Annotated in this window: 27 protein-coding genes; 13 read left to right on the top strand and 14 right to left on the bottom strand. The window is 51.2% G+C overall.

Annotated features, from left to right (window positions below; genetic code table 11):
• Nucleotides 1-135: 135 nt before the first annotated feature.
• The 8 genes from mgtL to OGY83_RS16970 all read left to right on the top strand — a co-directional run bounded on the left by mgtL (nt 136) and on the right by OGY83_RS16970 (nt 7,926).
• Entirely contained in the window at nt 136-189 is a 54-nt protein-coding gene (gene mgtL / locus OGY83_RS25190) for a mgtA regulatory leader peptide MgtL (RefSeq protein ID WP_353622046.1), read from the top strand.
• Nucleotides 190-333: 144 nt separating this feature from the next.
• Nucleotides 334-3,042 (top strand): magnesium-translocating P-type ATPase, encoded by a 2,709-nt coding sequence (gene mgtA, locus OGY83_RS17000; protein ID WP_286636384.1) that lies wholly within the window; start codon nt 334-336, stop codon nt 3,040-3,042.
• 375 nt (nt 3,043-3,417) lie between these two features.
• Nucleotides 3,418-4,395 carry a TRAP transporter substrate-binding protein gene (locus OGY83_RS16995; RefSeq protein ID WP_286636383.1) on the top strand — a complete coding sequence of 326 codons (978 nt, stop codon included), beginning with the start codon at nt 3,418-3,420 and terminating at the stop codon, nt 4,393-4,395.
• 62 nt (nt 4,396-4,457) lie between these two features.
• A complete protein-coding gene (locus OGY83_RS16990) occupies nt 4,458-4,967 on the top strand; it encodes a TRAP transporter small permease (protein WP_286636382.1) in 510 nt (169 codons plus the stop codon).
• Between the two features lie 30 nt (nt 4,968-4,997).
• Nucleotides 4,998-6,284, top strand: a complete 1,287-nt coding sequence (locus tag OGY83_RS16985) for a TRAP transporter large permease (RefSeq protein WP_003830349.1) — start codon at nt 4,998-5,000, stop codon at nt 6,282-6,284.
• A 190-nt stretch (nt 6,285-6,474) separates the two neighbouring features.
• A complete protein-coding gene (locus OGY83_RS16980; protein ID WP_286636380.1) occupies nt 6,475-7,149 on the top strand; it encodes a hypothetical protein in 675 nt (224 codons plus the stop codon).
• Nucleotides 7,142-7,561: a hypothetical protein gene (locus tag OGY83_RS16975; RefSeq protein ID WP_286636378.1), complete on the top strand. Its 420-nt coding sequence runs from the start codon at nt 7,142-7,144 to the stop codon at nt 7,559-7,561. The genes OGY83_RS16980 and OGY83_RS16975 overlap by 8 nt, the downstream gene beginning before the upstream one ends.
• 146 nt (nt 7,562-7,707) lie before the next feature.
• Entirely contained in the window at nt 7,708-7,926 is a 219-nt protein-coding gene (locus OGY83_RS16970; protein WP_286636377.1) for a hypothetical protein, read from the top strand.
• A gap of 34 nt (nt 7,927-7,960) precedes the next feature.
• Here OGY83_RS16970 and ridA read toward each other — a convergent pair whose 3' ends face one another.
• The 4 genes from ridA to pyrL form a co-directional block, all read right to left on the bottom strand.
• Nucleotides 7,961-8,347 (bottom strand): 2-iminobutanoate/2-iminopropanoate deaminase, encoded by a 387-nt coding sequence (ridA, locus tag OGY83_RS16965; RefSeq protein ID WP_000047544.1) that lies wholly within the window; start codon nt 8,345-8,347, stop codon nt 7,961-7,963.
• Between the two features lie 76 nt (nt 8,348-8,423).
• The gene (pyrI, locus tag OGY83_RS16960) at nt 8,424-8,885 is read right to left on the bottom strand and encodes an aspartate carbamoyltransferase regulatory subunit (protein WP_003025816.1); all 462 of its coding nucleotides are present in this window, start codon (nt 8,883-8,885) and stop codon (nt 8,424-8,426) included.
• A gap of 13 nt (nt 8,886-8,898) precedes the next feature.
• Nucleotides 8,899-9,834: an aspartate carbamoyltransferase gene (gene pyrB / locus OGY83_RS16955; protein ID WP_003025818.1), complete on the bottom strand. Its 936-nt coding sequence runs from the start codon at nt 9,832-9,834 to the stop codon at nt 8,899-8,901.
• Between the two features lie 36 nt (nt 9,835-9,870).
• A complete protein-coding gene (gene pyrL, locus OGY83_RS16950) occupies nt 9,871-9,972 on the bottom strand; it encodes a pyr operon leader peptide (protein WP_003025819.1) in 102 nt (33 codons plus the stop codon).
• Here pyrL and OGY83_RS16945 point away from each other — a divergent pair.
• Nucleotides 9,952-10,074: a hypothetical protein gene (locus tag OGY83_RS16945; RefSeq protein ID WP_123268762.1), complete on the top strand. Its 123-nt coding sequence runs from the start codon at nt 9,952-9,954 to the stop codon at nt 10,072-10,074. The genes pyrL and OGY83_RS16945 overlap by 21 nt on opposite strands.
• On the opposite strand, the gene OGY83_RS16940 is transcribed toward OGY83_RS16945, so the two are convergent.
• From OGY83_RS16940 to arcA, 5 genes are all read right to left on the bottom strand, one after another.
• On the bottom strand, nt 10,071-10,550 hold the full coding sequence (locus tag OGY83_RS16940) for an arginine repressor (RefSeq protein WP_286636375.1): 480 nt from the start codon (nt 10,548-10,550) through the stop codon (nt 10,071-10,073). The two genes, OGY83_RS16945 and OGY83_RS16940, sit on opposite strands and share 4 nt — an antisense overlap.
• Before the next feature lie 144 nt (nt 10,551-10,694).
• The gene (locus OGY83_RS16935; protein ID WP_079939088.1) at nt 10,695-12,098 is read right to left on the bottom strand and encodes a YfcC family protein; all 1,404 of its coding nucleotides are present in this window, start codon (nt 12,096-12,098) and stop codon (nt 10,695-10,697) included.
• A 55-nt stretch (nt 12,099-12,153) separates the two neighbouring features.
• The gene (argF, locus tag OGY83_RS16930; RefSeq protein WP_003025826.1) at nt 12,154-13,158 is read right to left on the bottom strand and encodes an ornithine carbamoyltransferase; all 1,005 of its coding nucleotides are present in this window, start codon (nt 13,156-13,158) and stop codon (nt 12,154-12,156) included.
• 54 nt (nt 13,159-13,212) lie between these two features.
• Nucleotides 13,213-14,145: a carbamate kinase gene (gene arcC / locus OGY83_RS16925; RefSeq protein ID WP_286636374.1), complete on the bottom strand. Its 933-nt coding sequence runs from the start codon at nt 14,143-14,145 to the stop codon at nt 13,213-13,215.
• A 9-nt stretch (nt 14,146-14,154) separates the two neighbouring features.
• Nucleotides 14,155-15,375, bottom strand: coding sequence for an arginine deiminase (arcA, locus tag OGY83_RS16920; protein ID WP_079939090.1), 1,221 nt, complete (start codon nt 15,373-15,375; stop codon nt 14,155-14,157).
• 673 nt (nt 15,376-16,048) lie between these two features.
• Between arcA and OGY83_RS16915 the strand changes: the two genes are divergently transcribed.
• Entirely contained in the window at nt 16,049-16,501 is a 453-nt protein-coding gene (locus OGY83_RS16915; RefSeq protein ID WP_286636372.1) for a YhcH/YjgK/YiaL family protein, read from the top strand.
• Nucleotides 16,502-16,607: 106 nt separating this feature from the next.
• Here the strand turns inward: OGY83_RS16915 and argF (OGY83_RS16910) are convergent, their stop codons facing one another.
• Nucleotides 16,608-17,612 (bottom strand): ornithine carbamoyltransferase, encoded by a 1,005-nt coding sequence (argF, locus tag OGY83_RS16910; protein ID WP_079937262.1) that lies wholly within the window; start codon nt 17,610-17,612, stop codon nt 16,608-16,610.
• Nucleotides 17,582-17,677 (bottom strand): putative translational regulatory protein ArgL, encoded by a 96-nt coding sequence (gene argL, locus OGY83_RS25310; protein WP_370867251.1) that lies wholly within the window; start codon nt 17,675-17,677, stop codon nt 17,582-17,584. Before argL ends, argF (OGY83_RS16910) begins: the two co-directional genes overlap by 31 nt.
• Before the next feature lie 98 nt (nt 17,678-17,775).
• Here argL and rraB point away from each other — a divergent pair, with 98 nt between their 5' ends.
• The 3 genes from rraB to OGY83_RS16895 all read left to right on the top strand — a co-directional run bounded on the left by rraB (nt 17,776) and on the right by OGY83_RS16895 (nt 20,007).
• Nucleotides 17,776-18,201, top strand: coding sequence for a ribonuclease E inhibitor RraB (gene rraB, locus OGY83_RS16905; protein ID WP_003025845.1), 426 nt, complete (start codon nt 17,776-17,778; stop codon nt 18,199-18,201).
• 51 nt (nt 18,202-18,252) lie between these two features.
• Nucleotides 18,253-19,011, top strand: coding sequence for a tRNA isopentenyl-2-thiomethyl-A-37 hydroxylase MiaE (gene miaE, locus OGY83_RS16900; RefSeq protein ID WP_286636370.1), 759 nt, complete (start codon nt 18,253-18,255; stop codon nt 19,009-19,011).
• A gap of 165 nt (nt 19,012-19,176) precedes the next feature.
• Nucleotides 19,177-20,007 carry a topoisomerase II gene (locus OGY83_RS16895; protein ID WP_286636368.1) on the top strand — a complete coding sequence of 277 codons (831 nt, stop codon included), beginning with the start codon at nt 19,177-19,179 and terminating at the stop codon, nt 20,005-20,007.
• A gap of 26 nt (nt 20,008-20,033) precedes the next feature.
• On the opposite strand, the gene OGY83_RS16890 is transcribed toward OGY83_RS16895, so the two are convergent.
• From OGY83_RS16890 to holC, 3 genes are all read right to left on the bottom strand, one after another.
• On the bottom strand, nt 20,034-20,537 hold the full coding sequence (locus OGY83_RS16890) for a GNAT family N-acetyltransferase (protein ID WP_003025856.1): 504 nt from the start codon (nt 20,535-20,537) through the stop codon (nt 20,034-20,036).
• A 207-nt stretch (nt 20,538-20,744) separates the two neighbouring features.
• Complete coding sequence (locus tag OGY83_RS16885; RefSeq protein WP_286636366.1) at nt 20,745-23,600, bottom strand: valine--tRNA ligase; 2,856 nt, start codon at nt 23,598-23,600, stop codon at nt 20,745-20,747.
• The gene (gene holC, locus OGY83_RS16880) at nt 23,600-24,043 is read right to left on the bottom strand and encodes a DNA polymerase III subunit chi (RefSeq protein ID WP_048212826.1); all 444 of its coding nucleotides are present in this window, start codon (nt 24,041-24,043) and stop codon (nt 23,600-23,602) included. Before holC ends, OGY83_RS16885 begins: the two co-directional genes overlap by 1 nt.
• Nucleotides 24,044-24,061: the final 18 nt, after the last annotated feature.

Raw genomic sequence — 24,061 nt, 5'->3', positions numbered from 1 at the left:
GCGCGGCGCAATGGGCAAAGTCTGGTATACGTTTGGTTTAGTTTCCATGGTTTATCATACCGCCATAATTGCCACAAACCTTATGGTTTTCTGCGTATAATCCGCGACGCAAATCATTCACTTACCGGAGGCTATATGGATCCCGATCCCACCCCTCTCCCGAAATGGAGAAACAACCCTTTCCGGTAAGCTTGTCTTTCACTGTCTTACCGGAACTGTAAGACAGTGACGTTCTGACGTCCCTGTTGTGATTTTAATATTGCCACCAGGCAAGGCTTTGCCACGCCTGAAGGATTTACTGCGCCTGTTTATACTGGCGCAGAGGGACTGCCTATGTTCAAAAATATTACCCGCCAGCTGTTTGCCCGGCTAAACCGCCATTTGCCACATCGTTTGGTGCATCGCGATCCGTTACCTAATGCCCAGACCGTTGCCAGCATGCCGATCCCGCCATCGCTGAGCGAACATTGCCTGAAAATGGCGCTGATGGACGAAGAAGCGCTGTGGAAAACGTTCGGCGCGCACCCGGAAGGGTTGAACGCCGCAGAAGTGGAAAACGCTCGCGAATTACATGGCGAGAACCAGTTGCCGGCGCAGAAGCCGTCGCCATGGTGGGTGCATCTGTGGGTCTGCTACCGCAACCCGTTTAATATCCTGTTGACCATCCTCGGGGCGATTTCCTATGCCACCGAAGATCTGTTTGCCGCTGGCGTTATCGCGCTGATGGTCGTCATCTCTACGCTGCTGAATTTTGTGCAGGAGGCGCGCTCCACTAAAGCGGCGGATGCGCTGAAAGCGATGGTCAGCAACACCGCCACGGTACTGCGCGTTATCAACGAGAAAGGGGAGAACGGCTGGGTTGAACTGCCGATCGACCAGTTGGTTCCAGGCGATATTATCAAGCTGGCGGCAGGGGATATGATCCCAGCCGATCTGCGCGTGGTGCAGGCTCGTGACCTGTTCGTGGCCCAGGCTTCGCTGACCGGTGAATCGCTGCCGGTGGAGAAAGTGGCAACCAGCCGCGATCCGCAGCAAAGCAACCCGCTGGAATGCGATACCCTGTGCTTTATGGGCACCAACGTGGTGAGCGGCACGGCGCAGGCCATCGTGATTTCAACCGGAGCCAATACCTGGTTCGGGCAACTGGCGGGTCGTGTCAGCGAGCAGGAAAGCGAGCAGAATGCCTTCCAGAAAGGGATCAGCCGCGTCAGCATGCTGCTAATCCGCTTTATGTTGGTGATGGCGCCCATCGTGCTTATCATCAACGGCTACACCAAAGGTGACTGGTGGGAAGCGGCGCTGTTTGCCCTGTCTGTGGCGGTGGGACTGACGCCAGAAATGCTGCCGATGATCGTCACCTCGACGCTGGCGCGTGGGGCGGTGAAGCTGTCAAAACAAAAGGTTATCGTTAAACACCTCGACGCTATCCAGAACTTTGGCGCAATGGATATTCTTTGCACCGATAAAACCGGTACCCTGACTCAGGATAAAATTGTCCTGGAGAATCATACGGATATCTCTGGTAAACCCAGCGAACACGTCCTGCATTCTGCGTGGCTGAACAGCCATTACCAGACCGGGCTGAAGAATCTGCTGGATACGGCGGTGCTGGAAGGCGTGGACGAAGAGTCAGCCCGCCTGCTCTCTACCCGCTGGCAGAAAATCGATGAGATCCCGTTTGATTTTGAACGTCGCCGCATGTCGGTGGTGGTTGCTGAAGAAAACGATGTGCATCAACTGGTGTGCAAAGGTGCGCTGCAGGAGATCCTCAACGTCTGTACCCAGGTGCGCCACAACGGTGAGATTGTCCCGTTAGATGACAACATGCTGCGTCGGGTTAAACGCGTCACGGACACGCTGAACCGCCAGGGGCTGCGCGTGGTGGCGGTGGCGACGAAATACCTGCCAGCGCGTGAGGGCGATTACCAGCGTATTGATGAATCCGATCTGATCCTCGAAGGCTATATCGCATTCCTCGATCCGCCGAAAGAGACTACCGCACCTGCGCTTAAGGCGCTGAAAGCCAGCGGTATTACGGTGAAAATCCTCACTGGCGATAGCGAGCTGGTGGCGGCGAAAGTGTGTCATGAAGTGGGGCTGGATGCGGGCGATGTGGTTATCGGTAGCAGCATTGAAGGGTTAAGCGATGATGAGCTGGCTCTGCTTGCTCAGCGCACCACGCTGTTTGCCCGCCTGACGCCAATGCACAAAGAGCGCATTGTCACGCTGCTCAAGCGCGAAGGCCATGTGGTCGGCTTTATGGGCGATGGCATCAACGACGCCCCGGCGCTGCGCGCGGCGGACATTGGTATCTCCGTTGATGGCGCGGTCGACATTGCGCGTGAAGCGGCGGATATCATCCTGCTGGAAAAGAGCCTGATGGTGCTGGAAGAAGGGGTGATTGAAGGACGCCGTACCTTCTCTAACATGCTGAAGTACATCAAAATGACGGCCAGTTCTAACTTCGGTAACGTGTTTAGCGTGCTGGTGGCGAGCGCCTTTTTACCGTTCCTGCCGATGTTACCGCTGCACTTACTGATTCAGAACCTGCTGTACGATGTATCCCAGGTAGCGATTCCGTTTGATAACGTCGACGAAGAGCAGATCAAAAAGCCGCAGCGCTGGAATCCCAGCGAGTTGGGCCGCTTTATGATCTTCTTTGGACCGATTAGCTCGATCTTCGATATTCTGACCTTTTGCCTGATGTGGTTCGTCTTCCATGCTAATACGCCTGAACATCAGACGTTGTTCCAGTCTGGCTGGTTCGTGGTGGGCCTGCTGTCGCAAACGCTGATTGTGCATATGATCCGTACCCGTCGTGTGCCGTTCATCCAGAGTCGCGCCGCATGGCCGCTGATGCTGATGACGCTGGTGGTGATGGTCGTCGGCATTGCATTACCGTTCTCGCCGCTGGCCAGCTATCTGCAATTGCAGGCGCTGCCGCTGAGCTACTTCCCATGGCTGATTGCGATTCTGGCGGGTTACATGACATTAACCCAGCTTGTGAAAGGTTTTTATAGCCGTCGCTACGGCTGGCAGTAATCCTCAACGTCTCTGCAGGATGGTGTTAATACCATCCTGCATTTCTCTTTTTCATTCGAAAGATATTCTCCCAAAATATTAGTGTTTTATTTTTATTGAAATGCTAACGGGTGTTATTAGTATCAAATCGCCTTCTTTGCGTTGTTTTTGTATCAATAAAACGATCTGCATTGCAAAAATGAAACACTGTGCTAAAAATTTTAAGCATCTGCGATTTTTTGTGAACGCAGTCATCGAAATAAATTGTTACACCAGTTAGTCTGCGCAGGTAACGTCGTTAAGAAAGTTTCTCGCTGCCCGTTTTTAATTCCGGCAGTCATTTGCTCTGCAAGCTATTCCTGTTAATGGATATTATGAACTTCTGGAGAAGGACAAATGAAACTGACAAAAAACCTGTTAAGTCTGTGTATTGGCGCGTCTGTATTGCTGGCGAGTCATGCAACGCTGGCACAAACTTTTCGCGCCGCAGATGTGCATCCGGCTGATTACCCGAACGTTGTCGCAGTGAAACATATGGGGGAAAAACTTAGCGCTGCGACCGACGGTCGTCTGGAGATTAAAACCTTTCCAGGTGGCGTGTTAGGCGATGAGAAACAGATGATTGAACAGGCGCAATTAGGCGCTATCGATATTATTCGTGTCTCAATGACGCCTGTTGCCGCCATTCTCCCTGAAATTAACGTCTTTACCCTGCCGTATATCTTTCGTGATGAAGACCATCTGCATAAGGTTCTCGACGGTATGATTGGTCAGGAGATTGGCGACCGTCTGACTGCCAACACCAAATCGCGGCTGGTGTTCCTCGGCTGGATGGATGCCGGAACGCGTAACCTGATCACCAAAAATCCGGTGGTGAAACCGGAAGATTTACACGGTATGAAAATCCGCGTGCAAGGAAGTCCGATAGCGCTGGATACCCTGAAAGCGATGGGCGCTAACTCCGTTGTCATGGGCGTCAGTGAAGTATTTAGCGGCATGCAGACCGGCGTTATTGATGGCACAGAAAATAACCCGCCAACGTTTGTTGCGCATAACTATTTGCCGGTCGTGAAAAACTATACCTGGAGCAGACACTTTATTATTCCTGAGCTTTTTCTGTTCTCGAAAGCAAAATGGGATAAGTTGAAAAAAGAAGATCAGGATCTCATTATTAAACTCGCCAAAGAAGCACAGGTAGAGCAGCGAAAACTTTGGCAGGATTATAATGCGAAATCACTGGAGACCATGAAAGCCAACGGTGTTCAGTTCCACGATATTGATACGGACTATTTCTATAAAGCCACGCAGTCAGTGCGGGATAATTACGGTAAAGACCACCAGGATTTGATCAAACGTATTCAGGATGTGAAGTAATTCATCAGGTGGAGGATATCAACCCTCCGCCTGAATCTTTTGATTAATTCGAGGTGATAATTATGGGTGAATGCTATTCATCGGTAATGGATTTTCTTTATCGGGTGTCAATGTGGATTGCCGGTATCGCATTATTGGTCATGGTCGCCATTATCCCTATTGGCATATTCGCGCGTTATGTTCTGAATAATGCCCTGTCATGGCCAGAACCCGTCGCCATTCTTTGTATGGTGACATTCACCTTTATTGGCGCGGCGGTAAGCTATCGCGCAGGCTCGCATATCGCGGTGAGCATGGTGACTGACCGTCTGGGTGATGCTTCCCGCCGTTATTGCTCGGTAATCGCAGACGTTATGTTGGTGGCGATAAGCCTGTTTATCCTCTGGTACGGAACCAATCTCTGTATTGAACTGTGGGACCAGCCAGTGGCGGAATTCCCGCTTTTAAGCGCTGGACAAAACTATCTTCCGTTGCCGATTGGCTCTGCCATAACGCTGCTGTTTATCGCAGAAAAGATTTTCCGTGGTCCGCAGTACCAACGTCCCGTTGTCATGCTGGGATCGACCAGCTAGTTACCGCCCCCATTTCAGAAAGGAAAGCAGATGGATGCATTTATTCTCGTCTTTACGCTCGGCATTATGCTGGCGATTGGGGTACCGGTAGCGTACGCGGTTGGCATTAGCGCCATCATTGGGGCCTGGTATATTGATATTCCGCTGGAAGCGGTGATGATCCAACTGACCAGCGGGGTGAATAAGTTTTCGCTGCTGGCGATCCCCTTCTTTATTCTGGCCGGGGCTATTATGGCCGAAGGGGGAATTGCGCGGCGGCTGGTGAACTTTGCCTATATTTTCGTTGGCTTTATTCGCGGCGGACTGTCGCTGGTAAACATTGTGGCATCAACCTTTTTTGGCGCTATTTCCGGATCGTCGGTGGCTGATACCGCATCCATTGGTTCGGTAATGATCCCGGAAATGGATAAAAAAGGTTATCCGCGCGACTTTGCCGCGGCGGTAACGGCCAGCGGTTCTGTGCAGGCGATCCTCACGCCGCCCAGCCATAACTCGGTTATCTACTCGCTGGCAACCGGCGGCACGGTGTCGATTGCCGCGCTGTTCATCGCCGGGATCCTGCCGGGGCTGCTGTTAAGCCTCAGTCTGATGGTGATGTGTGTGGCTTTTGCGCACAAGCGCGGTTATCCAAAAGGAGAACGTGTACCGTTTCGCCAGGCGCTGAAGATTTTCGTTGATACGCTGTGGGGCCTGATGACCGTTGTGATCATCATGGGCGGTATCCTGTCAGGTATCTTTACTGCGACGGAGTCTGCGGCGATTGCCTGCCTGTGGGCCTTCTTTGTCACCATGTTTATCTATCGTGACTATAAATGGTCTGAGCTGCCGAAACTGATGTTCCGCACGGTGAAAACGGTCACTATCGTCATGATCCTGATAGGCTTTGCCGCTGCGTTCGGTGCCGTCATGACCTATATGCAGTTGCCGATGCGTATCACCGAAGCCTTCACCAGCATCTCGGACAACAAATACGTCATCCTGATGTGTATTAACATCATGCTGCTGCTGATCGGTACGCTGATGGATATGGCTCCGCTGATCCTTATTCTGACGCCGGTTCTGCTGCCGGTGACCAACGCGCTCGGCATTGATCCGGTCCATTTTGGCATGATCATGCTGGTGAACTTAGGGATCGGCCTGATTACGCCGCCGGTAGGATCGGTGCTGTTTGTGGCCAGTGCGGTGAGTAAACAGAAAATAGAGCAGGTGGTGAAGGCGATGCTGCCGTTTTACCTCGTGCTATTTCTGGTGCTGATGCTCGTGACGTACATTCCGGCGATTTCGCTGTTCCTGCCGAAATTGTTTGGCGTGATGTGATAAATGCCCGGTGGTGCTTGCGCTTACCGGGCCAACTTAAATCCATTCCGGGCTTCCATGCCCGTTTTTTGTGTTGCACCCAATACAGCTAAATATTTTCTGAATTATGGCATTGCCAGTGTCTTCCAACAGAATACGCTAGATTATAAATGTTAACATCTTGTCATGTTAATTATTCTCAGGAAGCATTATGATCGCTTATATATTGGGGAGAGAGGAGCCTGAATATAGTATTGATGTTGGAAGTGGTGAATGGTGCAGTGCGGGGCATTTTTCAGATCAATTTTATTATTATAAATATTACCTGGAGCAGTTGATTGATGGGAGCTTATATTTAAAGTATCGCTATCCTTTTGCACGAGAAAATTTACTGCATTATTTGCAAAATACGGGTGAAGACATACATATTAACTTAACTGATATGATGGGAAAATCAGCCCAGTTAAGGGATAATTATATGCAATTATTGGATGCAGCAAAGAGTTTTTGTAAAACATTACCGCCAGGTCAGCATGAGTTTACTTCTGCGCATGTTAATACTGATGATTTTATTTCTAGCGATCCAGACTTGTTTTATGCTATAGGAGGTTATCAATACTGGGGTAAAGGTCGGGTGCAAATTACCGAAGATAAGTATAAAAATACGATGAGCAATGGTAGTAGGTTATGTAGTTATAATTTGACATTTCAGTTTAAGTTTTTTGACAGGTATAACTGGAATGTTAGTGTCGCAAATTCTGGTGTTCGTTTAGGTAGTGTCGTTCCTGTGAATGATACTTTTATGGGGAGGTTTCATCAGGAGTGTCTGGCCAGAGAGTACAATATTTTTGGTGTCATTGAGTCAGAGGTAAAATGGCATGACTGAGCATAGCACTTTATTTTACATGGAAAAAATACTCACTTTCGCTTTAGTTTGTGCCTTTTGTTATATGCTGTATATTATTTCGGTTTGCTGGTTACCCGTGCGTGAAAGTCACTATCTTCTGGTTGTACAATGGTGCCGTAACGATGATTCAAATACCCACTATGCAAAGAATTTATCCTGGCATGGTTTATATGTTTATTTGGAGAAATCGTCTGGGAATATTATTGTAAGGGAAATGAACACTCCTCTACAAGATCCATTTCAGCCTTACCGGTACGTTTATCGTAAAATTGCACATGAAAATGATATATCCTTGGTCGCAGAGAAATGGGGGGTAATTAAGTGTCAGGGAAAAAATAAAGCGCTCATTGGTTCATCTGGTTATTCTTTTTTATGGGGACATGATCAATGAACACTTTTATAAGACGAACTACTCTAAAAATAATTTTTTTACTAATTATAATGTTCATCTGTGTTTTTTCTGTTAATTCAGTTGAAAGATATAACAATATTGTTAGTTTTAAAATTCACAATAAGATAGTTTATACATTGGAAAAGATGAAAAATGATAGTGATGATGATCTTAAAATTAATGTTTATAGTTCAAGGTTGAACTGGGTTTTAGGACAAACCTGTTTCTCAGAGAATATAGAATTACAGCAAAAAGAGGAAATAGAATTATATAATTGGGGAGTGGGGATAATCGAAAATGAAACCATCACCTTAAAGAATAATGGAAGAGAATTGATTTTTTCAGTTATAGGCTGCAATACTTAAGGAACCCTGCCAGAGCAGGGCTCTCTAATAAGACTTAGCGACGAACGGCGATCGCTTCAATCTCGATTTTCACGTCTTTCGGCAGACGGGCAACTTCTACGCAAGAACGCGCCGGGAAGGTCGCGTTGTGTTCGGTGAAGAATGCTTCGTAGGTCGCGTTTACGGTTGCGAAATCGTTCAGGTCTTTAACGAAAACGGTCGTTTTTACGATGTCGCCCACTTTCAGGCCTGCTGCTTCAACGATAGCTTTTACGTTTTCCAGCGACTGACGTGCCTGAGCGGACACGTCTTCTGCTACAGCACCGGTTTTCGGATCGACCGGGATCTGACCGGAAGTGATTACCATGCTACCCAGGTCAACGCCCTGAACGTATGGGCCGATTGCTGCTGGTGCATTTTCCGTCGCGATAGTCTTGCTCATGATTTCTCCTGAATTACAGCGGTAATAGAATGTTCCCGCTCATTATAGGGAGCCGGGATCTCATAACCAACCCCAATTAGTTGGCCAGCACCACATAATGCGAAAACTCTTTTTCACAGTATTTGCATTTGAGTGCGATGTCATCGGCACGCTTTTTCACTGCAAAACTGGAGGAAACCGGCTCAGCATGACTGATACAGTTGCTGTTCGGGCAAACCAGTACATTGTCGATACGCTCAGGCAGGCTCGGACGTGATTTACCCACCACGTCGTAATCGTCAATGCGGTTTACCGTTGCCTGCGGGGCGTACAGGGAGAGCTGGTTTACCTGCTCGTCGGTCAGGAACGTGTTTTCGATTTTAATCAGGTCCTTACGGCCCATCTCACCAGACGGCAGGTTCAGACCGATGGTGATACGTTGGTCGGTTTCCGTCAGTTTAAACAGCGTCAGCAGCTTAAAACCAACCTGTGCGGGAATATGGTCAATCACGGTGCCACGTTTGATGGCTTCAACCTGCAGTTTGTTATCGTGTGTCATCTCTTTTTCTCCCTTACAGTGCCAGTTCGCTATTCAGTACCAGTGCCAGTAACGCCTGGCGGGCGAAGATGCCGTTGCCAGCCTGCTGGAAATACCAGGCGTGCGGCGTCTTGTCGACGTCGGTGGTGATCTCATCGATACGCGGCAGCGGATGCAGTACCTTCATGTTCGCTCTGGCACCGTTCAAATCGCTGGCGCGCAGGACAAACTGCGCTTTCACGTTGGCGTATTCGGACGGGTCCAGACGCTCTTTCTGTACGCGGGTCATGTAGAGAATATCGACCTCCGCCATCACCTCTTCGATGGTGCCGTGCAGGCTCCAGGCGATACCTTTTTCATTCAACATATCCAGAATGTATTGCGGCATGGCCAGCGCGTCCGGGGCGATGAAGTAGAAACGGTTACCTTCGAACTTCGCCAGCGCCTGGGTCAGAGAATGGACGGTGCGGCCATATTTCAGGTCACCTACCATGGCGATGTGCAGATTGTCCAGGCGGCCCTGAGTTTCCTGAATGGTAAACAGGTCCAGCAGCGTTTGGGTGGGATGTTGGTTGGAGCCGTCGCCTGCGTTTAGTACCGGAACGTTACCGGAGAACTCCGTAGCCAGACGCGCGGCGCCTTCCTGCGGATGGCGCATTACGATGGCGTCGACATAGGTGCTGATGACGGAAATGGTATCGGCCAGCGTTTCGCCTTTTTTGCCCAGAGAGGTGTTGCTGCTGTCAGAGAAACCCACCACGCTGGCGCCCAGGCGGTGCATGGAGGTTTCAAAGGATAAACGGGTACGGGTTGACGCTTCAAAGAAGCAGCTGGCGATAACCTTATGCTTTAACAGCTCCGGCTGTGGGTTAGCTTTTAATTTCGCCGCCGTTGCGAGGACCAGATTGAGGTCATCGCGGCTGAGGTCGTTTATGGAAATGATGTGTTTTTGATAGAGCGGGTTAGCCATGTTTATCTCCTGACGCCTGGGCAAAAAAAAAGCCCCTCAATTGAGGGGCTCGGAATGGGTGATCAACGGAAAGAAAAACGGCAGGCCAGCGTCCTTTTTCAGACGCGGTAAGACAAAATGTCGTACACACTGAACCATACATCCTCCCGGCAAATTGTCCGCGATTATACTCAGCTCCGTTATGGGATCAAGCGGAAAATGCACAATTTATTCATCGCAAACGGTTCTTATGAATTTTAATTCATTTTAAATAGATAGTTAATCTGCTTGTGAACCAACCCCGTTCGCTGCACTACTCGCGGCGCGACCCAGACAATATTGCTGCCAGCGATAACACCCAGAATCTCTGGTAACGCATGATAATCGAGGATTCTGGCAACGGCACGGCCATAACCCGCTGCAGTATGAATGAGGATAAACTCGCTATTATGTTCCACGCTGACCACCATTTCAGCAATCGATCTGGCTGCATCAGGAGCGGGGCGTGATTGTGGATTTACAGAATAAATTTTTTGCCCTTTTGTATTTCTTATTTTTATAGCCCCAAGCAGTTTCAGCAGCCGGGATACCGTTGACTGGCTAATTCCGGTAAAACCATGCTGTTGTAGATCGCGGCGAAGCGCTTCCTGGGACAGGTAGCTTTTTTCAGTAATCAGGCGCTGACAAATCGCCAGTTGTTTCTGCTCTTTGGTCGAGTAATCATCGAATTCCTTCATAAAAACACCCTAAATTTATCATTTGTATCAATGTGATGGCGAAATTCACCACATTTGCAGTATCAATAACGGCTCAAACGGGCGGTTGTGCAGAAAAACGAGAGAGCGCTCAAAAAAGCCGTCGGGATCCGACGGCCAAAAGGGTTACAGCATCGCGCCGATACTCAGGACGGCCATGTTCAGTAACGTCAAAATGAGCAGGAGCGGGGCGACCCATTTCAGGTATCGCACGTAAGGAACGCGGGCGATGGCCAACCCGCCCATCACAACGGCTGAGGTGGGCGTAATCAGATTCACAATGCCGGAAGCGGATTGATACGCGGTGACGACCAGATCTCTGGGTACATGCGCGAAGTCGGCCAGCGGGGCCATAATGGGCATCGTGAGAACTGCCAGGCCAGAAGAGGAAGGAACCAGGAAGGAGAGCAAAACTTCCAGCCAGTAGGTCACATTGATGAAAATGGTGGAGGAAAGACCGGAGACGACATTTTCCGCGCTGTGCAGAATAGTATGGGTGATCATGCCGTTATCCATCACCACCACGATGCCGCGTGCAATACCAATAATTAGCGCGACGCCAAGCAGGTCACGTGCCCCGTCAATGAACGTGCCAGTAAACTCCTCCTCACTCATGCGGGCGATAACACCGACGATAATTGCAGATGCAAGAAAAACCCCGGAAATTTCAGCCATCCACCACCCGAGCACCGCCACCCCATAGATCATGACCGCAAAGGCAGCAGCAAAAATCAGCAGGATCCATTTACGCGTTGCTGTGAATTCAAGGTTGGCATTGGCGCGACTACCGAGAAAATGGACGCGGTTTTCCTCCATTTTATCTGCCACGATGGAAAGTTCAGGATGGCTGCGAACTTTGCGTGCATAGCGCATGACCCAGACCACGCAGATAACATAGCCGACGACCAGCAGCAGAATGCGCATCAGCATTCCCTGGGTGAAGGGGATCCCGGCAGCGTTAGCCGCGATAACCGTTGCGAAAGGATTGATTGTCGAGCCAAGTGTACCAATACCCGCGCCGAGCAGAACGGTGGCGGCGGCAACCAACGGATCAAAGCGTGCGGCCATCATTACCGGAACCAGCAATGTGTAGAATGGGAGTGATTCCTCCGCCATCCCGTAAATCGTACCTCCGGCGGCGAAAAGTCCCATCAGAATGGGGATCATCCACTCCTCTTTACCGTTCAACCTGACCGTCACGCGCTCGATACCTGCGTCGATGGCGCCTGTTTTGTTTACCACGCCGAGAAACCCACCAATAATCAGGACAAACAACGCCACATCAATTGCGCCTGCGGTGTAGGTTTCGTGGTTGTAAAGCCCGTCAATCGGCGCCAGCAGTACAGCGGTAAAACCTTGCGGATGCGCCTCTGTCGGGGCATAAGTACCGGCAACCGGCACTTCTTTGCCCAGAGTGGCATTCATCGCCATCTGGTATTTCCCTGCCGGGACTATCCAGGTCATAACGGCGACGAGTGCAATGAGAATAAACAGGATGGTATATGCGCTGGGAAATTTGAATTTGCCCATGATGTTCTCCGGATAGCTTGGGCATATGCCGTCAGGCGACATATGCCCGCTGGGGTTAGTCGCCGAGGGTCGCTACCATTACCGCTTTAATGGTATGCATCCGGTTCTCTGCTTCGTCGAAGACGATGGAATGAGCTGACTCAAAAACCTCTTCAGTGACTTCAAGCCCTTTCAGGCCGTAGGCCATTTCGATTTCACGTCCAACCTTTGTGTGCTCGTTATGGAAGGCGGGTAGACAGTGCATAAATTTCACATTGGGGTTACCGGTTGCGTTGATGACCCGCTGGTTAATTTGATAGGGCGTCATCAGGCTAACGCGTTCTGCCCAGGCTTCTTTGGGTTCGCCCATAGAGACCCATACATCGGTGTAGAGGAAATCAACGTCGTATACGCCTTCTTCAACATCCTCTGTGAGCGTAATGCGTGCGCCAGTCACGCTGGCAATTTCACGGCATTCGGCAACCAGCGCCTCGTCAGGCCAGAAGGATTTAGGTGCGACCAGACGGATATCCATCCCCATTTTCGCTGCGCCAACCATCAGCGAATTACCCATGTTATTGCGGGCGTCACCGAGATAAGCGAAACTCAGTTCCGGCAAGGTTTTACCCGGCGCGTGTTCCAGCATGGTCATCAGATCCGCGAGGATCTGGGTGGGGTGAAATTCATTTGTCAGTCCATTCCAAACGGGAACTCCGGCAAATTGCCCCAGCTCCTCCACAATGTCCTGGCCGTATCCGCGATATTCAATGCCGTCGTACATGCGGCCTAGCACGCGGGCGGTATCTTTCATTGATTCTTTATGGCCGATCTGCGATCCGCTTGGGCCGAGATAGGTTACCTGTGCGCCCTGATCGAAAGCGCCGACTTCAAAGGCACAGCGGGTACGGGTTGAGGTTTTTTCGAAGATCAGCGCGATATTTTTACCCACCAGCGTCTGTCTTTCACGCCCGGCCTTTTTTGCCGTTTTTAACTCGATAGCCAGATCGATCAGGTACTGGATTTCCGTTGGGGTGTAGTCCAGCAGTTTGAGAAAATTGCGATTTTTCAGGTTAACAGTCATGAAAATGTCCTTATGTAGGCCGGATAAGGCGTAGTCGCTATCCGGCAAAAAGCCCTACGCGTTTGCGTCGGTGGTTTCGAGCCGAATGAGCGTGCCTTTGTCTCCGGCGAGGATGGCCGGACCGTCAGCCAATGAGCCGATGCCTGCTATTCCGTGACAGCGAGAGACAAATTCCGCGCAGGCGGTGACTTTGGGGCCCATTGAACCGGCGTCGAATTGCATTTCGCCGAGCAGTTCCGGTGTGACCTGGGCCAGCGGGCGCTGGGTAGGTTTGCCCCAGTCGAAATACACGGCATCAGCGTCGGTCAGGATCAGCAGCGCATCGGCGTGGATTTGGCTGGCGAGCAGGGCGGCGGAGAGATCTTTGTCGATCACCGCTTCAATACCGTGGTAACCATCAGCTTTTTCCACCACCGGGACACCGCCGCCACCGTTGCAGATAACCAGATGATCGCGGGCGATCAGTGTGCGAATAGCGTCACTTTCAACGATACGTTTAGGTTGTGGAGAGGGCACAACGCGGCGGAACGCTTTGCCATCAGCTTTGAAAACCCAGCCTTTTTCCGCCTGCAATGCGCTAGCCTGGTGAGCGTCGTAAATCGGCCCGATATATTTGGTGGGATTGCTGAAAGCCGGATCGTGAGCATCGACTTCAACCTGTGTCAGCAGCACACTAATTTCACGCTGTGGAAGCTGGTTTTTCAGCGCCTGTTGCAGCATATAGCCGATCATTCCCTGACTTTCCGCGCCGAGAATATCGAGCGGATAGGGGGTAACGCTGGCATACGCGCTGTTTTGCAACGCTAAAAGTCCAACCTGGGGACCATTGCCGTGTACCAGGATCACGCGCCACTGTTGCGTGAGCTGCGCGATAGTCTTTGCCGCCAGCTCAATATTCTTGCGTTGGATGTCAGCTTCCAGCGGCTCGCCGCGTTTAAGCAATGCATTGCCGCCCAGAGCTACAACCAGGGTAGGTTTGTTTTCCATGACTTTTCCTTAAATACCGTCGCGTTCCAGTGGGCAGCTCATGCAGCGTGCGCCGCCGCGTCCGCGTCCAAGTTCGTCGCCAGGAATGGGTAAAACAGTGATGCCTGCTTTGTCGTATTTCTCGTTGGTCCAGATGTTGCGCTCGTAGCCCACGACCACACCGGGGCGCAGCGTCAGGACGTTGTTTGCGTCATTCCACTGTTCGCGTTCAGCTTCGAAGGCATCGCCGCCGGTGGTGATCAGGCGAATTTGGTCGAGGCCAAGCGCTTTCTCGAGAGCGTTGAGCAGCGTATTTTCCTGCGTCCTTTTCAGTCCGCCGCGACCGTCTGGTGTCAGGGTCCAGCACTGCACATCCGGACGTACTACTTCCGGGTAGACGGAGAAGGTATCGATATCGATGTGGGTCATTACGGTATCGAGGTGCATGCAGGAGCGATGTTTAGGCAGTTCGACCGCGATGACGCGTTCTGCCTGACGATGGCTGAATAGCGACTGGGCAAGGAACTCAATTCCCTGCGGCGTTGTGCGTTCCGACATACCGATGAGAACGGCACCGCGACCAATGACCAGCACATCTCCACCTTCTAATGTGGCGTGGTCGTAATTAATATTTTCATCGCCGAAATATTTAATAAATTCACCATCAGCAAATTGGGGGTGCCAACGGTAGATCGCCCGCAGGTTATTGGTTTCTCGTTGCCGCGCTGTTTTTGCCATTGGGTTAATTGACACACCGTTATATATCCAGCATGAGGTGTCGCGGGTAAATAAGTGGTTTGGTAATGGCTTCATAATGAAATCATTAATATCGTGAGTATCGACCACCATATTTTTGATTGAGGCAGGAATTTCTCCATAGGTCAGCCCACCGCTTAAATGCCGGGCGAGTTCCCGGTGCTGCATATCTGCAAGCCAGGCGCGAATATCCGTGGCGAAAGCGGGGCCAAGGCGATAATCAGAAATTTGTGTATCCAGCAGCCAGCTTTTGGCATCAGGGATGTCCAGGGTTTGTGTCAATAAATCAGTGAGTAACAGAACCTCAATTCCCTGTTCACGCAACGTGTTGGCGAAAATGTCATGCTCTTCTCCTGCACGTTCTACCGAAAGAACATCATCAAAAAGCAGTTCCTGACAATTTGAGGGCGTCAGCCTTTTTAAACTGAGGTTAGGGCGATGTAGCATCACGCTACGTAATTGACCGATTTCCGACCCGACATAATGCTTTTCCATCATTATTCCTTTAATACTATTTTAAAAAATAAAGAGGAGATGCCTGCAAATAATATTTATCGCAGTCATGATTTTTCAGCTGATTTCAGAATCTATATTTAGATCTTATTTGATGATGAAATGTGATTTATTTCACAGTCAGGTCGATATTTGGTTTTTGTTGTTTAATTTATGATATGGCTCTGAGAATTAAAAAAATAAAAATATGAATAATTGAATGACTACGCGGGAATATGTCTTGTTATTTATTGTTGTTAATTTTATGTATATATCTAAAAGTGTTGTGATATAAATAATCTATTGATTTATTTGTGTTTTTTTCTGTGTTGTGAATTATTATGCGAATCTATAATTTTATTATTTGTACGGTAAAGTTTATTTCAAAATAAATATGACGATGGAGAAGGATAGCGAAGGAGATGTGAACTGTGAGCGACGGCTGGTTTTTCTAACAAATCTTTTGATAACAGTGAGTTACTGATGTATTCGGAAAAGGGTAGCTGAAAGTTATGCAGAGTTTATGCATAACCTGTTGCTGAGAGTTAGCAATTAATTAACATCATCAGCGATAAACATGCGTTGACGCAAAATATCGGCAAATAGCAGTGGTATGGCAGCGCATTTTTTCGTATAACAACCAAAATGAAACGATGTTTTAATTAAGGGGTTTGAGATGATTGTCGGCAATATTCACAACCTGGATGCCTGGCTGCCGGAAGAGCTGCGTCAGGCGATTGAACACATTAAAGCGCATGTGACGGATGCGACGGAAAAAGGTAAGCACGACATCGACGGCGATCGTCTGTTTTATCTGATTGCTGAAGATATGACGGAGCCGTTTGCACAGCGCCGCGCCGAGTATCACGCGCGCTATCTGGATATTCAGATCCTGCTCAAAGGCCAGGAAGGCATGACCTTCAGCACGCAGCCTGCGGGCGTGCCGGAAACTGACTGGTTGGCGGATAAAGATATCGCCTTCCTGCCGGAAGGGGTACAGGAGAAAACGGTGGTGCTGAACGAAGGTGATTTCGTGGTGTTTTATCCGGGCGAAGTGCATAAACCGCTGTGCGCGGTCGGTGCTCCAGCGCTGGTACGCAAAGCCGTGGTGAAAATGCGCGTGGCATAAGCGTATTTGCCGGGGGCGGCTTCGCCTTGCCCGGCCTACGGGAGCGCGGTTGTAGGCCGGATAAGATGCTTAGCATCGCCATCCGGCATTCTTTTCATCTATGCCCTTACTTCGCTAATGTCGCCACCATCACCGCTTTGATGGTGTGCATCCGGTTTTCCGCCTGATCAAATACGATGCTGGCGGATGATTCAAAGACCTCATCCGTCACTTCCATACCGCCGTGCAGACCATATTCCTGCGCCATTTGTTTGCCAAGCGTGGTTTGATCGTCATGAAACGCGGGCAGGCAGTGCAGGAATTTCACCTGCGGATTGCCGGTCAACGCCATCATCGCGCTATTAACCTGGTACTTACGCAGCAGCGCAATACGTTCTGCCCACTTCTCTTTTGCTTCGCCCATTGATACCCAGACGTCGGTATAGATGAAGTCCGCGTCTTTCACGCCCGTGGCGACATCTTCGGTCAGCGTAATATTGCCGCCGTTTTTCTGTGCCAGCGCTTTGCACTCCGCAACCAGACTTTCCTCTGGCCAGCAGGCCTGTGGCGCGACCAGGCGCAGATCCAGCCCGGTTAACGCGGCGGCTTCCAGCATGGAATTGCCCATATTGTTACGGGCATCGCCGGTGTAGACCAGCGTCATCTCATTAAACGCTTTACCCGGCAGGTGTTCCTGCATAGTTAACAGATCCGCCAGCAGCTGAGTGGGATGAAACTCGTTGGTTAATCCGTTCCACACCGGAACTCCGGCATATTCCGCCAGCGTCTCGACAATCTCCTGGCCGTGGCCCCGATACTGAATACCGTCGTACATGCGGCCGAGTACGCGGGCGGTGTCTTTGATCGACTCTTTATGGCCAATCTGGCTGCCGCTTGGCCCAAGATACGTCACGCGCGCGCCCTGATCGTATGCGGCAACTTCGAAAGAGCAACGGGTACGGGTTGAGTCTTTTTCGAAGATGAGCGCGATGTTTTTACCGGTGAGCTTAGCGACTTCAGTGCCGTTTTTCTTATCCGCCTTCAGCTGTGCGGCGAGCTGGAGCAGTGACGTGAGTTCAGCAGAGGTGAAATCAAGCAGTTTCAAAAAATGTTTCTGATAAAACGCAGACATGGTTCCCTCACATGGCTTAGGCCATTTATTGAATTAAAATTCAATTTATATGGATGTTTATTCATTTGCAACCTTGTTTAACAAATCTTTCCTGGAAAGGTGGAGGCAATGACAGCGGTATGTGACAATAAGAGTATCGGCAGGACATTATGAGGAACGAGCCATGGCAAACCCGGAACTACTGGAAGAACAGCGTGAAGAAACACGCTTGATTATTGAAGAGTTACTCGAAGATGGCAGCGATCCAGACGCGCTGTACACCATTGAGCATCACCTTTCCGCGGATGACTTCGAAACCCTGGAAAAAGCGGCAGTAGAAGCCTTTAAGCTGGGTTATGAAGTGACCGAGCCGGAAGAGCTGGAAGTGGAAGAAGGCGACACGGTTATTTGCTGTGACATTCTGAGCGAATGTGCACTGAATGCGGAGTTGATCGATGCTCAGGTTGAGCAGCTGATGAACCTGGCAGAAAAATATGATGTGGAATACGACGGTTGGGGCACCTATTTTGAAGACCCGAACGGCGAAGAAGGCGAAGACGGCGACGATGAAGACCTCGTCGACGAGGATGATGACGGCGTGCGTCACTAAGTCATCTACTGACCTGCGGTAGCCCAGGCTGCCGCAGGCCAAGGACAACGTATGGATTACCTGCAAATACTCTCCCCGATCCACAATTTCCTGCACTGTAAAACGCCCCAGGCCTGGCTTGATAAAGCGCGAGACCCAGCGAATCTGCCTCTGTTATTGACCGATCACCTCGTCTGTGAGCTGAAAGCGGCGCAAACGGCGATGCTGCTGGTGCGTAAGTATGTCGCGGATAAACAGGGATCGCAGGCGCTGCTGGACTGGCTGAAACCCTATGAAGCGTTTGCTTTCAGAGAAGGGGATGAGCCGGATTTTATCGCGCTGAATAAACAGATAAGCAAAAGCGTGATGCCGAAAACCGACGACCCGTGGGGACGCAAGCTTATCGACAGCATGGTTTTGCTGATCAAAGAAGAGCTGCATCACTTCTGGCAGGTGCGTGAGGCGATGATGAGCCGCAACATTCCCTATATTAAGATTACCGCCAGCCGTTACGCTAAAGGCATGCTCAAAGAGGTACGCACCCACGAGCCGCTGACGTTAATCGATAAACTGATTTGCGGGGCTTATATTGAGGCGCGTTCCTGTGAACGGTTCGCCGCGCTGGCACCGTATCTGGATGACGATTTGCAGGCGTTTTATCTGTCGCTGCTGCGATCCGAGGCGCGGCACTATCAGGATTACCTGGCGCTGGCGCAGCAGGTTTCTGTCGATGATATCAGTAGCCGGGTGCGGTTTTTTGGCGAAGTAGAAGCCGCGTTGATTACCTCTCCCGACGATGAATTCCGCTTCCACAGCGGCGTGCCAGCTTAGTTCCTTTCTTTGACGCGCGGTGCTCATCGTCGCGCGGTTTAATCCTTCCTGTTTCTGTTAGCAAAATCTGGTGGCTGGAAATCGCTCGCTGCTGCCGTAATAATCAAAACACACGAAGGGGAAATATATCCCTGTATCAGAGACGATTTAGCATAAGGATGGTTAATGAACTGGGCACACGTTTTGTTGGCAGGTTATATCGGGGCGGTGATTGCTATCGTCGTCGGCATGTTTCGTAAAAAAGGCTGGCTGGGCAAGATCTCCGGCGCGGTGGTCTTTGTGGTGGCGATTATTGCGTGGAATCTGTTTGATGTGCACTACCTGATCCCACGCGAAAGCCCGGATTATGGTCTGACTGAAGAGCAGCAGTTTGAAAAGGCGATGCTCTCTAATCCGGCGTTTCAGGTAATTAAGGAGCAGGAACCTGAACTGACACAAAAAATTATCAGCCAGGCAGCGCAGATGAAGAAAGCAGGGAGTAGCGAACAGCAGGTTATCGACGCGATACAACCGCAAATTCTTCAGTTGCAAATGGCAAGATTGCAGCAGGCGCCAGATGCTAATGTCATTGAATATATGAAGATTAACCTTGAGCAGATCGCAGCTGTGGCCAAAATCGGTGATGATGAATGCTTCCGCTTTCTGTTTCCGGCGGTAAAAGGTGGAATTAATCCGGCACGTCTGGTTCCGAGTGAGATCATGGATCGTCGTATGGCGAGTGACATGAGCATGATGTATGCCTCTCACGGCCCGAAAAAACATACGGTCACGGCAGAAGAGAAACAGCTGGCGTTGCAGGATCTGCAAGCAATAAGCCCTGGGCTGGTACAGCGTTATGGGCCGGATATTCAGATCATGGCCGATCCGACTAAAGCGATCGGCAAAGAGAAGATTGCCTGTGAGATAGTGCAGGATCTCTGGTCACAGGTACTGAAGCTGCCAACCGCTCGCGCGGCTGGCGTTATTAGACTGATGCTCTCAGCCGAGATGCAGTAACGCGGCTAAAGCCTCTCGGCGTAAGGTCAGAGGGGCTTTAACATCCGCACTTCACAATCTACGTGCCCAGTGCAGCCCAGCGCTTCGCTGATATGCTCAAAGCCTAAATGCTCATACAGGCGGATTGCCTCGGTCAGAAACGCTGTAGTCTCCAGATAGCACTGCTTAAAACCCTGCTCGCGGGCATGTTCGAGCGCCATCAACGCCAGTTTTTTCGCCAGCCCCTGACCGCGCGCGCTCGACAGGAAGTACATCTTTTGCAGCTCGCAAATGTCCGGTTCACTACATCCTAACGGTGCAACACCACCGCCGCCCACGACTTCACCGTTTTGCTCAACCACCCAGTAGGCCGCGCCCGGCTGGCTGTAAACCTGGAATAATTCATCCAGATTAGGATCGGCAACGGTATAGCCTTTATCGGCGGTAAGCCCGTATTCAGCGGAAACTTTGCGGATAACGCGGGCAATTGCGGCGTTATCATCGGCAGAAATTCGACGCAGCGTTGCCGCGACGGAGGTAATGGCACTCATAGCGAACTCATGACATAAAAGTGAGACATATGCAGTTAATACCACTGCGGTAAGGGGAAGCGCAAGCGAGGATAATTCAATAAAAAGCCTCTGAGCATACGCGTCAGAGGCTTTATCGTCTGTGGTGCCGGATAGCGCTGAGCTTATCCGACCTACGTTGACGGTGCCCGTTTGCCGGATAAGCTCAGCGCTATCCGGCATAGGCGATTACAGCGCGGCGATGACCGCCTGCTGCTCAATCAGCTTCGCTTTGGCTTCTGCGTAACCGTCCAGCTTCTCACGCTCTTTGGCGATGACCGCTTCCGGTGCGCGGGCTACGAAACCTTCGTTGGAAAGTTTGCCTTCGATACGGGCAATCTCACCTTCGATTTTCGCCACTTCTTTTGCCAGACGCGCCAGCTCATCTTCTTTGTTGATGAGGCCAGCCATCGGGATCAGCAGTTCGGCGCCGTCGATGATTTTGGTCACGGAGACCGGACCTTTGTCATCGGCTGGCAGCACGGTGATGCTTTCCAGACGTGCCAGGTTCAGCAGGAAGCTGCGGTTGTCGTTCACGCGGCGCATCGCATCAGCGCTGCAACCACGCAGCAGCAGCTCCAGCGGTTTGCCCGGGGCGATGTTCATTTCTGCACGGATGTTACGTACGGCAACGATCGCCTGCTTCAGCCATTCGGTATCGGCCAGCGCGGCTTCATCAACCTGTGCGGCGTTATATTCCGGGAACGGCTGCAGCATGATGGTATCTGCAGTGTTGCCACAAATCACTTTCACGCGCTGCCAGATGGTTTCGGTGATGAACGGAATGATTGGGTGCGCCAGGCGCAGCAGACCTTCCAGCACGGTAACCAGCGTATTGCGGGTGCCGCGCAGTTCAGACTCGGAACCGCCGTTCATGACCGGCTTGGTCAGCTCCAGATACCAGTCGCAGAACTGGTTCCAGGTGAACTCGTACAGAATGCCCGCGGCGATGTCGAAGCGGAAGTTATCCAGCGCTTCGCGGTACGCTTTGATGGTCTGGTTGAATTCAGCGAGGATCCAGCGATCCGCCAGCGACAGGGTCATTTCGCCGCCGTTGAAGCCGCAATCCTGATCTTCGGTGTTCATCAGCACGAAGCGACTGGCGTTCCACAGCTTGTTACAGAAGTTACGGTAACCTTCCAGACGCTTCATGTCCCAGTTGATATCGCGACCGGTAGAGGCCAGCGCCGCCAGGGTGAAACGCAGGGCGTCGGTGCCGTGCGGCTCGATGCCGTCCGGGAACTGCTTCTCGGTACGCTTGGCAATCTTCTCAGCCAGCTGCGGCTGCATCATGTTGCCGGTACGTTTCTCCAGCAGTTCTGCCAGAGAGATACCGTCGACCATATCCAGCGGGTCAATCACGTTGCCCTTGGATTTAGACATCTTCTGACCTTCGTCGTCACGGATAAGACCGGTCATGTAGACGGTCTTGAACGGAACCTGCGGCTTACCGTTTTCATCTTTGATGAAGTGCATGGTCATCATGATCATGCGGGCAATCCAGAAGAAGATAATGTCGAAACCGGAAACCATCACGCTGGTTGGGTGGAACTGACGCAGCGCGTCGGTGTTTTCCGGCCAGCCCAGGGTAGAGAAGGTCCACAGCGCGGAGGAGAACCAGGTATCAAGAACGTCTTCGTCCTGACGCAGCGCAACGTCGGCGCTGAGGTTGTTCTCCTGACGCACTTCGTCTTCGGTACGGCCAACGTAGACGTTGCCGTCGTTGTCATACCATGCCGGGATACGGTGACCCCACCACAGCTGACGGGAAATACACCAGTCCTGAATATCGCGCATCCAGGAGAAGTACATGTTTTCGTACTGCTTCGGTACGAACTGGATGTCGCCGTTCTCAACCGCTTCAACCGCCGGTTTCGCCAGCACGTCGGCACGGACGTACCACTGGTCGGTCAGCATCGGTTCGATAACTACGCCGCCACGGTCGCCGTAAGGTACGGTCAGGTCGTGCGGTTTAATTTCTTCCAGCAGGCCCAGCGCATCAACGGCGGCAACCACCGCTTTACGCGCGGCAAAACGTTCCAGCTTCTGGAACTCAGCCGGGATTTCGTTGGAATAAACGTCGGATTCTTCGCCTTTGGTGTCGTACACTTCCGCAGTTTCACGGATGTCACCGTCAAAGGTCAGAATGTTGATCATCGGCAGGCCGTGACGTTTCCCAACTTCGTAGTCGTTAAAGTCGTGTGCCGGGGTGATCTTCACGCAGCCGGTGCCTTTTTCCATATCGGCGTGTTCATCGCCAACGATCGGAATGCGGCGGTTAACCAGCGGCAGGACAACGAATTTGCCGATCAGATCTTTATAACGCGGATCTTCCGGGTTAACGGCTACGCCGGTATCACCCAGTACAGTTTCCGGACGAGTGGTAGCGACGACCAGGTAATCTTTACCGTCTGCGGTTTTTGCGCCGTCAGCCAGCGGATAGCGGATGTGCCACATGGAGCCTTTAGACTCGCGGTTTTCCACTTCCAGGTCAGAAATAGCGGTGCGCAGTTTCGGGTCCCAGTTGACCAGACGCTTGCCACGGTAGATCAGATCTTCTTTGTACAGGCGAACAAAGACTTCTTTCACGGCATTGGAAAGACCTTCGTCCATAGTGAAGCGCTCGCGCTCCCAGTCAACGGAGTTGCCGAGACGGCGCATCTGACGGGTAATGGTGCCGCCGGATTCCGCTTTCCACTGCCAAATTTTGTCGATAAACGCTTCGCGACCGTAGTCGTGACGGGTTTTACCTTCTTCAGCGGCAATCTTACGCTCAACCACCATCTGGGTAGCGATACCCGCGTGGTCGGTACCGGCCTGCCACAGGGTGTTTTTACCCTGCATGCGCTGGTAGCGAATCATGGTATCCATGATGGTTTGCTGGAAAGCATGACCCATATGCAAACTGCCGGTGACGTTCGGCGGCGGGATCATGATGCAGAAGGACTCTTTGCTTTCATCGCCGTTAGGTTTGAAATAGCCCTGCTTTTCCCAGTGCTCGTAAAGCGGCTGTTCGATATCTTGTGGGTTGTATGTCTTTTCCATTATTTCCAGGTTGCCGTATTCAGGTTAAAACCAGCCACGCGGTAAGCTTTGTAGCGATCGCGTGCCGATTGTTTCAAAGAATCTTCGTAAGGAACGAAGTCTATCACTTCTGTGAAAGCGGTGGCAAAATCTGCAAAGCCAACGCGCAAACTGATGAGCAGGTCGCGCGGGCTGCTATTGCGTTTCTCCGGCCAGGCAATTTCTACCGGCGCGCCGCCTCTGGGGCCTTCGCCCGCCAGATTATGCGGAACAAAACTTTCTGCCGGTCTCGCCCACAGGGCTTCATCCAGTCGAAGAGCCTGCTTTTCGTTTTCACAGGCGATCAGCACGCGCTTGCCAGCCCGCCAACGTTCTGCGGCAATTTCACACACCAGTTGTTCAACGGCGCTGAGGCCGTCGATGGTGTTGTCATTGTCCAGAATATAGAACGTTGCGTTTCTCATGATATGGGGCTTCTTGTG

Source organism: Citrobacter sp. Cpo090, assembly GCF_030332665.1.
Classification (GTDB): Bacteria; Pseudomonadota; Gammaproteobacteria; order Enterobacterales; family Enterobacteriaceae; genus Citrobacter; species Citrobacter portucalensis.
The sequence above is the reverse complement of the archived record's forward strand: the minus strand, read 5'-3'. Positions and strand labels throughout refer to the sequence as shown.

Excerpts from the sequence above, each read along its gene's own strand:
- rraB (WP_003025845.1), top strand. The coding sequence starts at position 17,776 with ATGGCAAACCCGGAACTACTGGAAGAACAGCGTGAAGAAACACGCTTG.
- miaE (WP_286636370.1), top strand. The coding sequence starts at position 18,253 with ATGGATTACCTGCAAATACTCTCCCCGATCCACAATTTCCTGCACTGT.
- OGY83_RS16970 (WP_286636377.1), top strand. The coding sequence starts at position 7,708 with ATGAAAAATGATAGTGATGATGATCTTAAAATTAATGTTTATAGTTCA.
- pyrL (WP_003025819.1), bottom strand. The coding sequence starts at position 9,972 with ATGGTTCAGTGTGTACGACATTTTGTCTTACCGCGTCTGAAAAAGGAC.
- OGY83_RS16890 (WP_003025856.1), bottom strand. The coding sequence starts at position 20,537 with ATGAGTGCCATTACCTCCGTCGCGGCAACGCTGCGTCGAATTTCTGCC.
- ridA (WP_000047544.1), bottom strand. The coding sequence starts at position 8,347 with ATGAGCAAGACTATCGCGACGGAAAATGCACCAGCAGCAATCGGCCCA.
- OGY83_RS16915 (WP_286636372.1), top strand. The coding sequence starts at position 16,049 with ATGATTGTCGGCAATATTCACAACCTGGATGCCTGGCTGCCGGAAGAG.
- OGY83_RS16935 (WP_079939088.1), bottom strand. The coding sequence starts at position 12,098 with ATGGGCAAATTCAAATTTCCCAGCGCATATACCATCCTGTTTATTCTC.
- argL (WP_370867251.1), bottom strand. The coding sequence starts at position 17,677 with ATGAATAAACATCCATATAAATTGAATTTTAATTCAATAAATGGCCTA.
- OGY83_RS16995 (WP_286636383.1), top strand. The coding sequence starts at position 3,418 with ATGAAACTGACAAAAAACCTGTTAAGTCTGTGTATTGGCGCGTCTGTA.
- OGY83_RS16895 (WP_286636368.1), top strand. The coding sequence starts at position 19,177 with ATGAACTGGGCACACGTTTTGTTGGCAGGTTATATCGGGGCGGTGATT.
- holC (WP_048212826.1), bottom strand. The coding sequence starts at position 24,043 with ATGAGAAACGCAACGTTCTATATTCTGGACAATGACAACACCATCGAC.
- pyrI (WP_003025816.1), bottom strand. The coding sequence starts at position 8,885 with ATGACACACGATAACAAACTGCAGGTTGAAGCCATCAAACGTGGCACC.
- argF (WP_003025826.1), bottom strand. The coding sequence starts at position 13,158 with ATGACTGTTAACCTGAAAAATCGCAATTTTCTCAAACTGCTGGACTAC.
- mgtA (WP_286636384.1), top strand. The coding sequence starts at position 334 with ATGTTCAAAAATATTACCCGCCAGCTGTTTGCCCGGCTAAACCGCCAT.
- OGY83_RS16985 (WP_003830349.1), top strand. The coding sequence starts at position 4,998 with ATGGATGCATTTATTCTCGTCTTTACGCTCGGCATTATGCTGGCGATT.
- argF (WP_079937262.1), bottom strand. The coding sequence starts at position 17,612 with ATGTCTGCGTTTTATCAGAAACATTTTTTGAAACTGCTTGATTTCACC.
- arcA (WP_079939090.1), bottom strand. The coding sequence starts at position 15,375 with ATGGAAAAGCATTATGTCGGGTCGGAAATCGGTCAATTACGTAGCGTG.
- arcC (WP_286636374.1), bottom strand. The coding sequence starts at position 14,145 with ATGGAAAACAAACCTACCCTGGTTGTAGCTCTGGGCGGCAATGCATTG.
- OGY83_RS16940 (WP_286636375.1), bottom strand. The coding sequence starts at position 10,550 with ATGAAGGAATTCGATGATTACTCGACCAAAGAGCAGAAACAACTGGCG.
- OGY83_RS16980 (WP_286636380.1), top strand. The coding sequence starts at position 6,475 with ATGATCGCTTATATATTGGGGAGAGAGGAGCCTGAATATAGTATTGAT.
- OGY83_RS16975 (WP_286636378.1), top strand. The coding sequence starts at position 7,142 with ATGACTGAGCATAGCACTTTATTTTACATGGAAAAAATACTCACTTTC.
- pyrB (WP_003025818.1), bottom strand. The coding sequence starts at position 9,834 with ATGGCTAACCCGCTCTATCAAAAACACATCATTTCCATAAACGACCTC.
- OGY83_RS16990 (WP_286636382.1), top strand. The coding sequence starts at position 4,458 with ATGGGTGAATGCTATTCATCGGTAATGGATTTTCTTTATCGGGTGTCA.
- OGY83_RS16945 (WP_123268762.1), top strand. The coding sequence starts at position 9,952 with ATGTCGTACACACTGAACCATACATCCTCCCGGCAAATTGTCCGCGAT.
- OGY83_RS16885 (WP_286636366.1), bottom strand. The coding sequence starts at position 23,600 with ATGGAAAAGACATACAACCCACAAGATATCGAACAGCCGCTTTACGAG.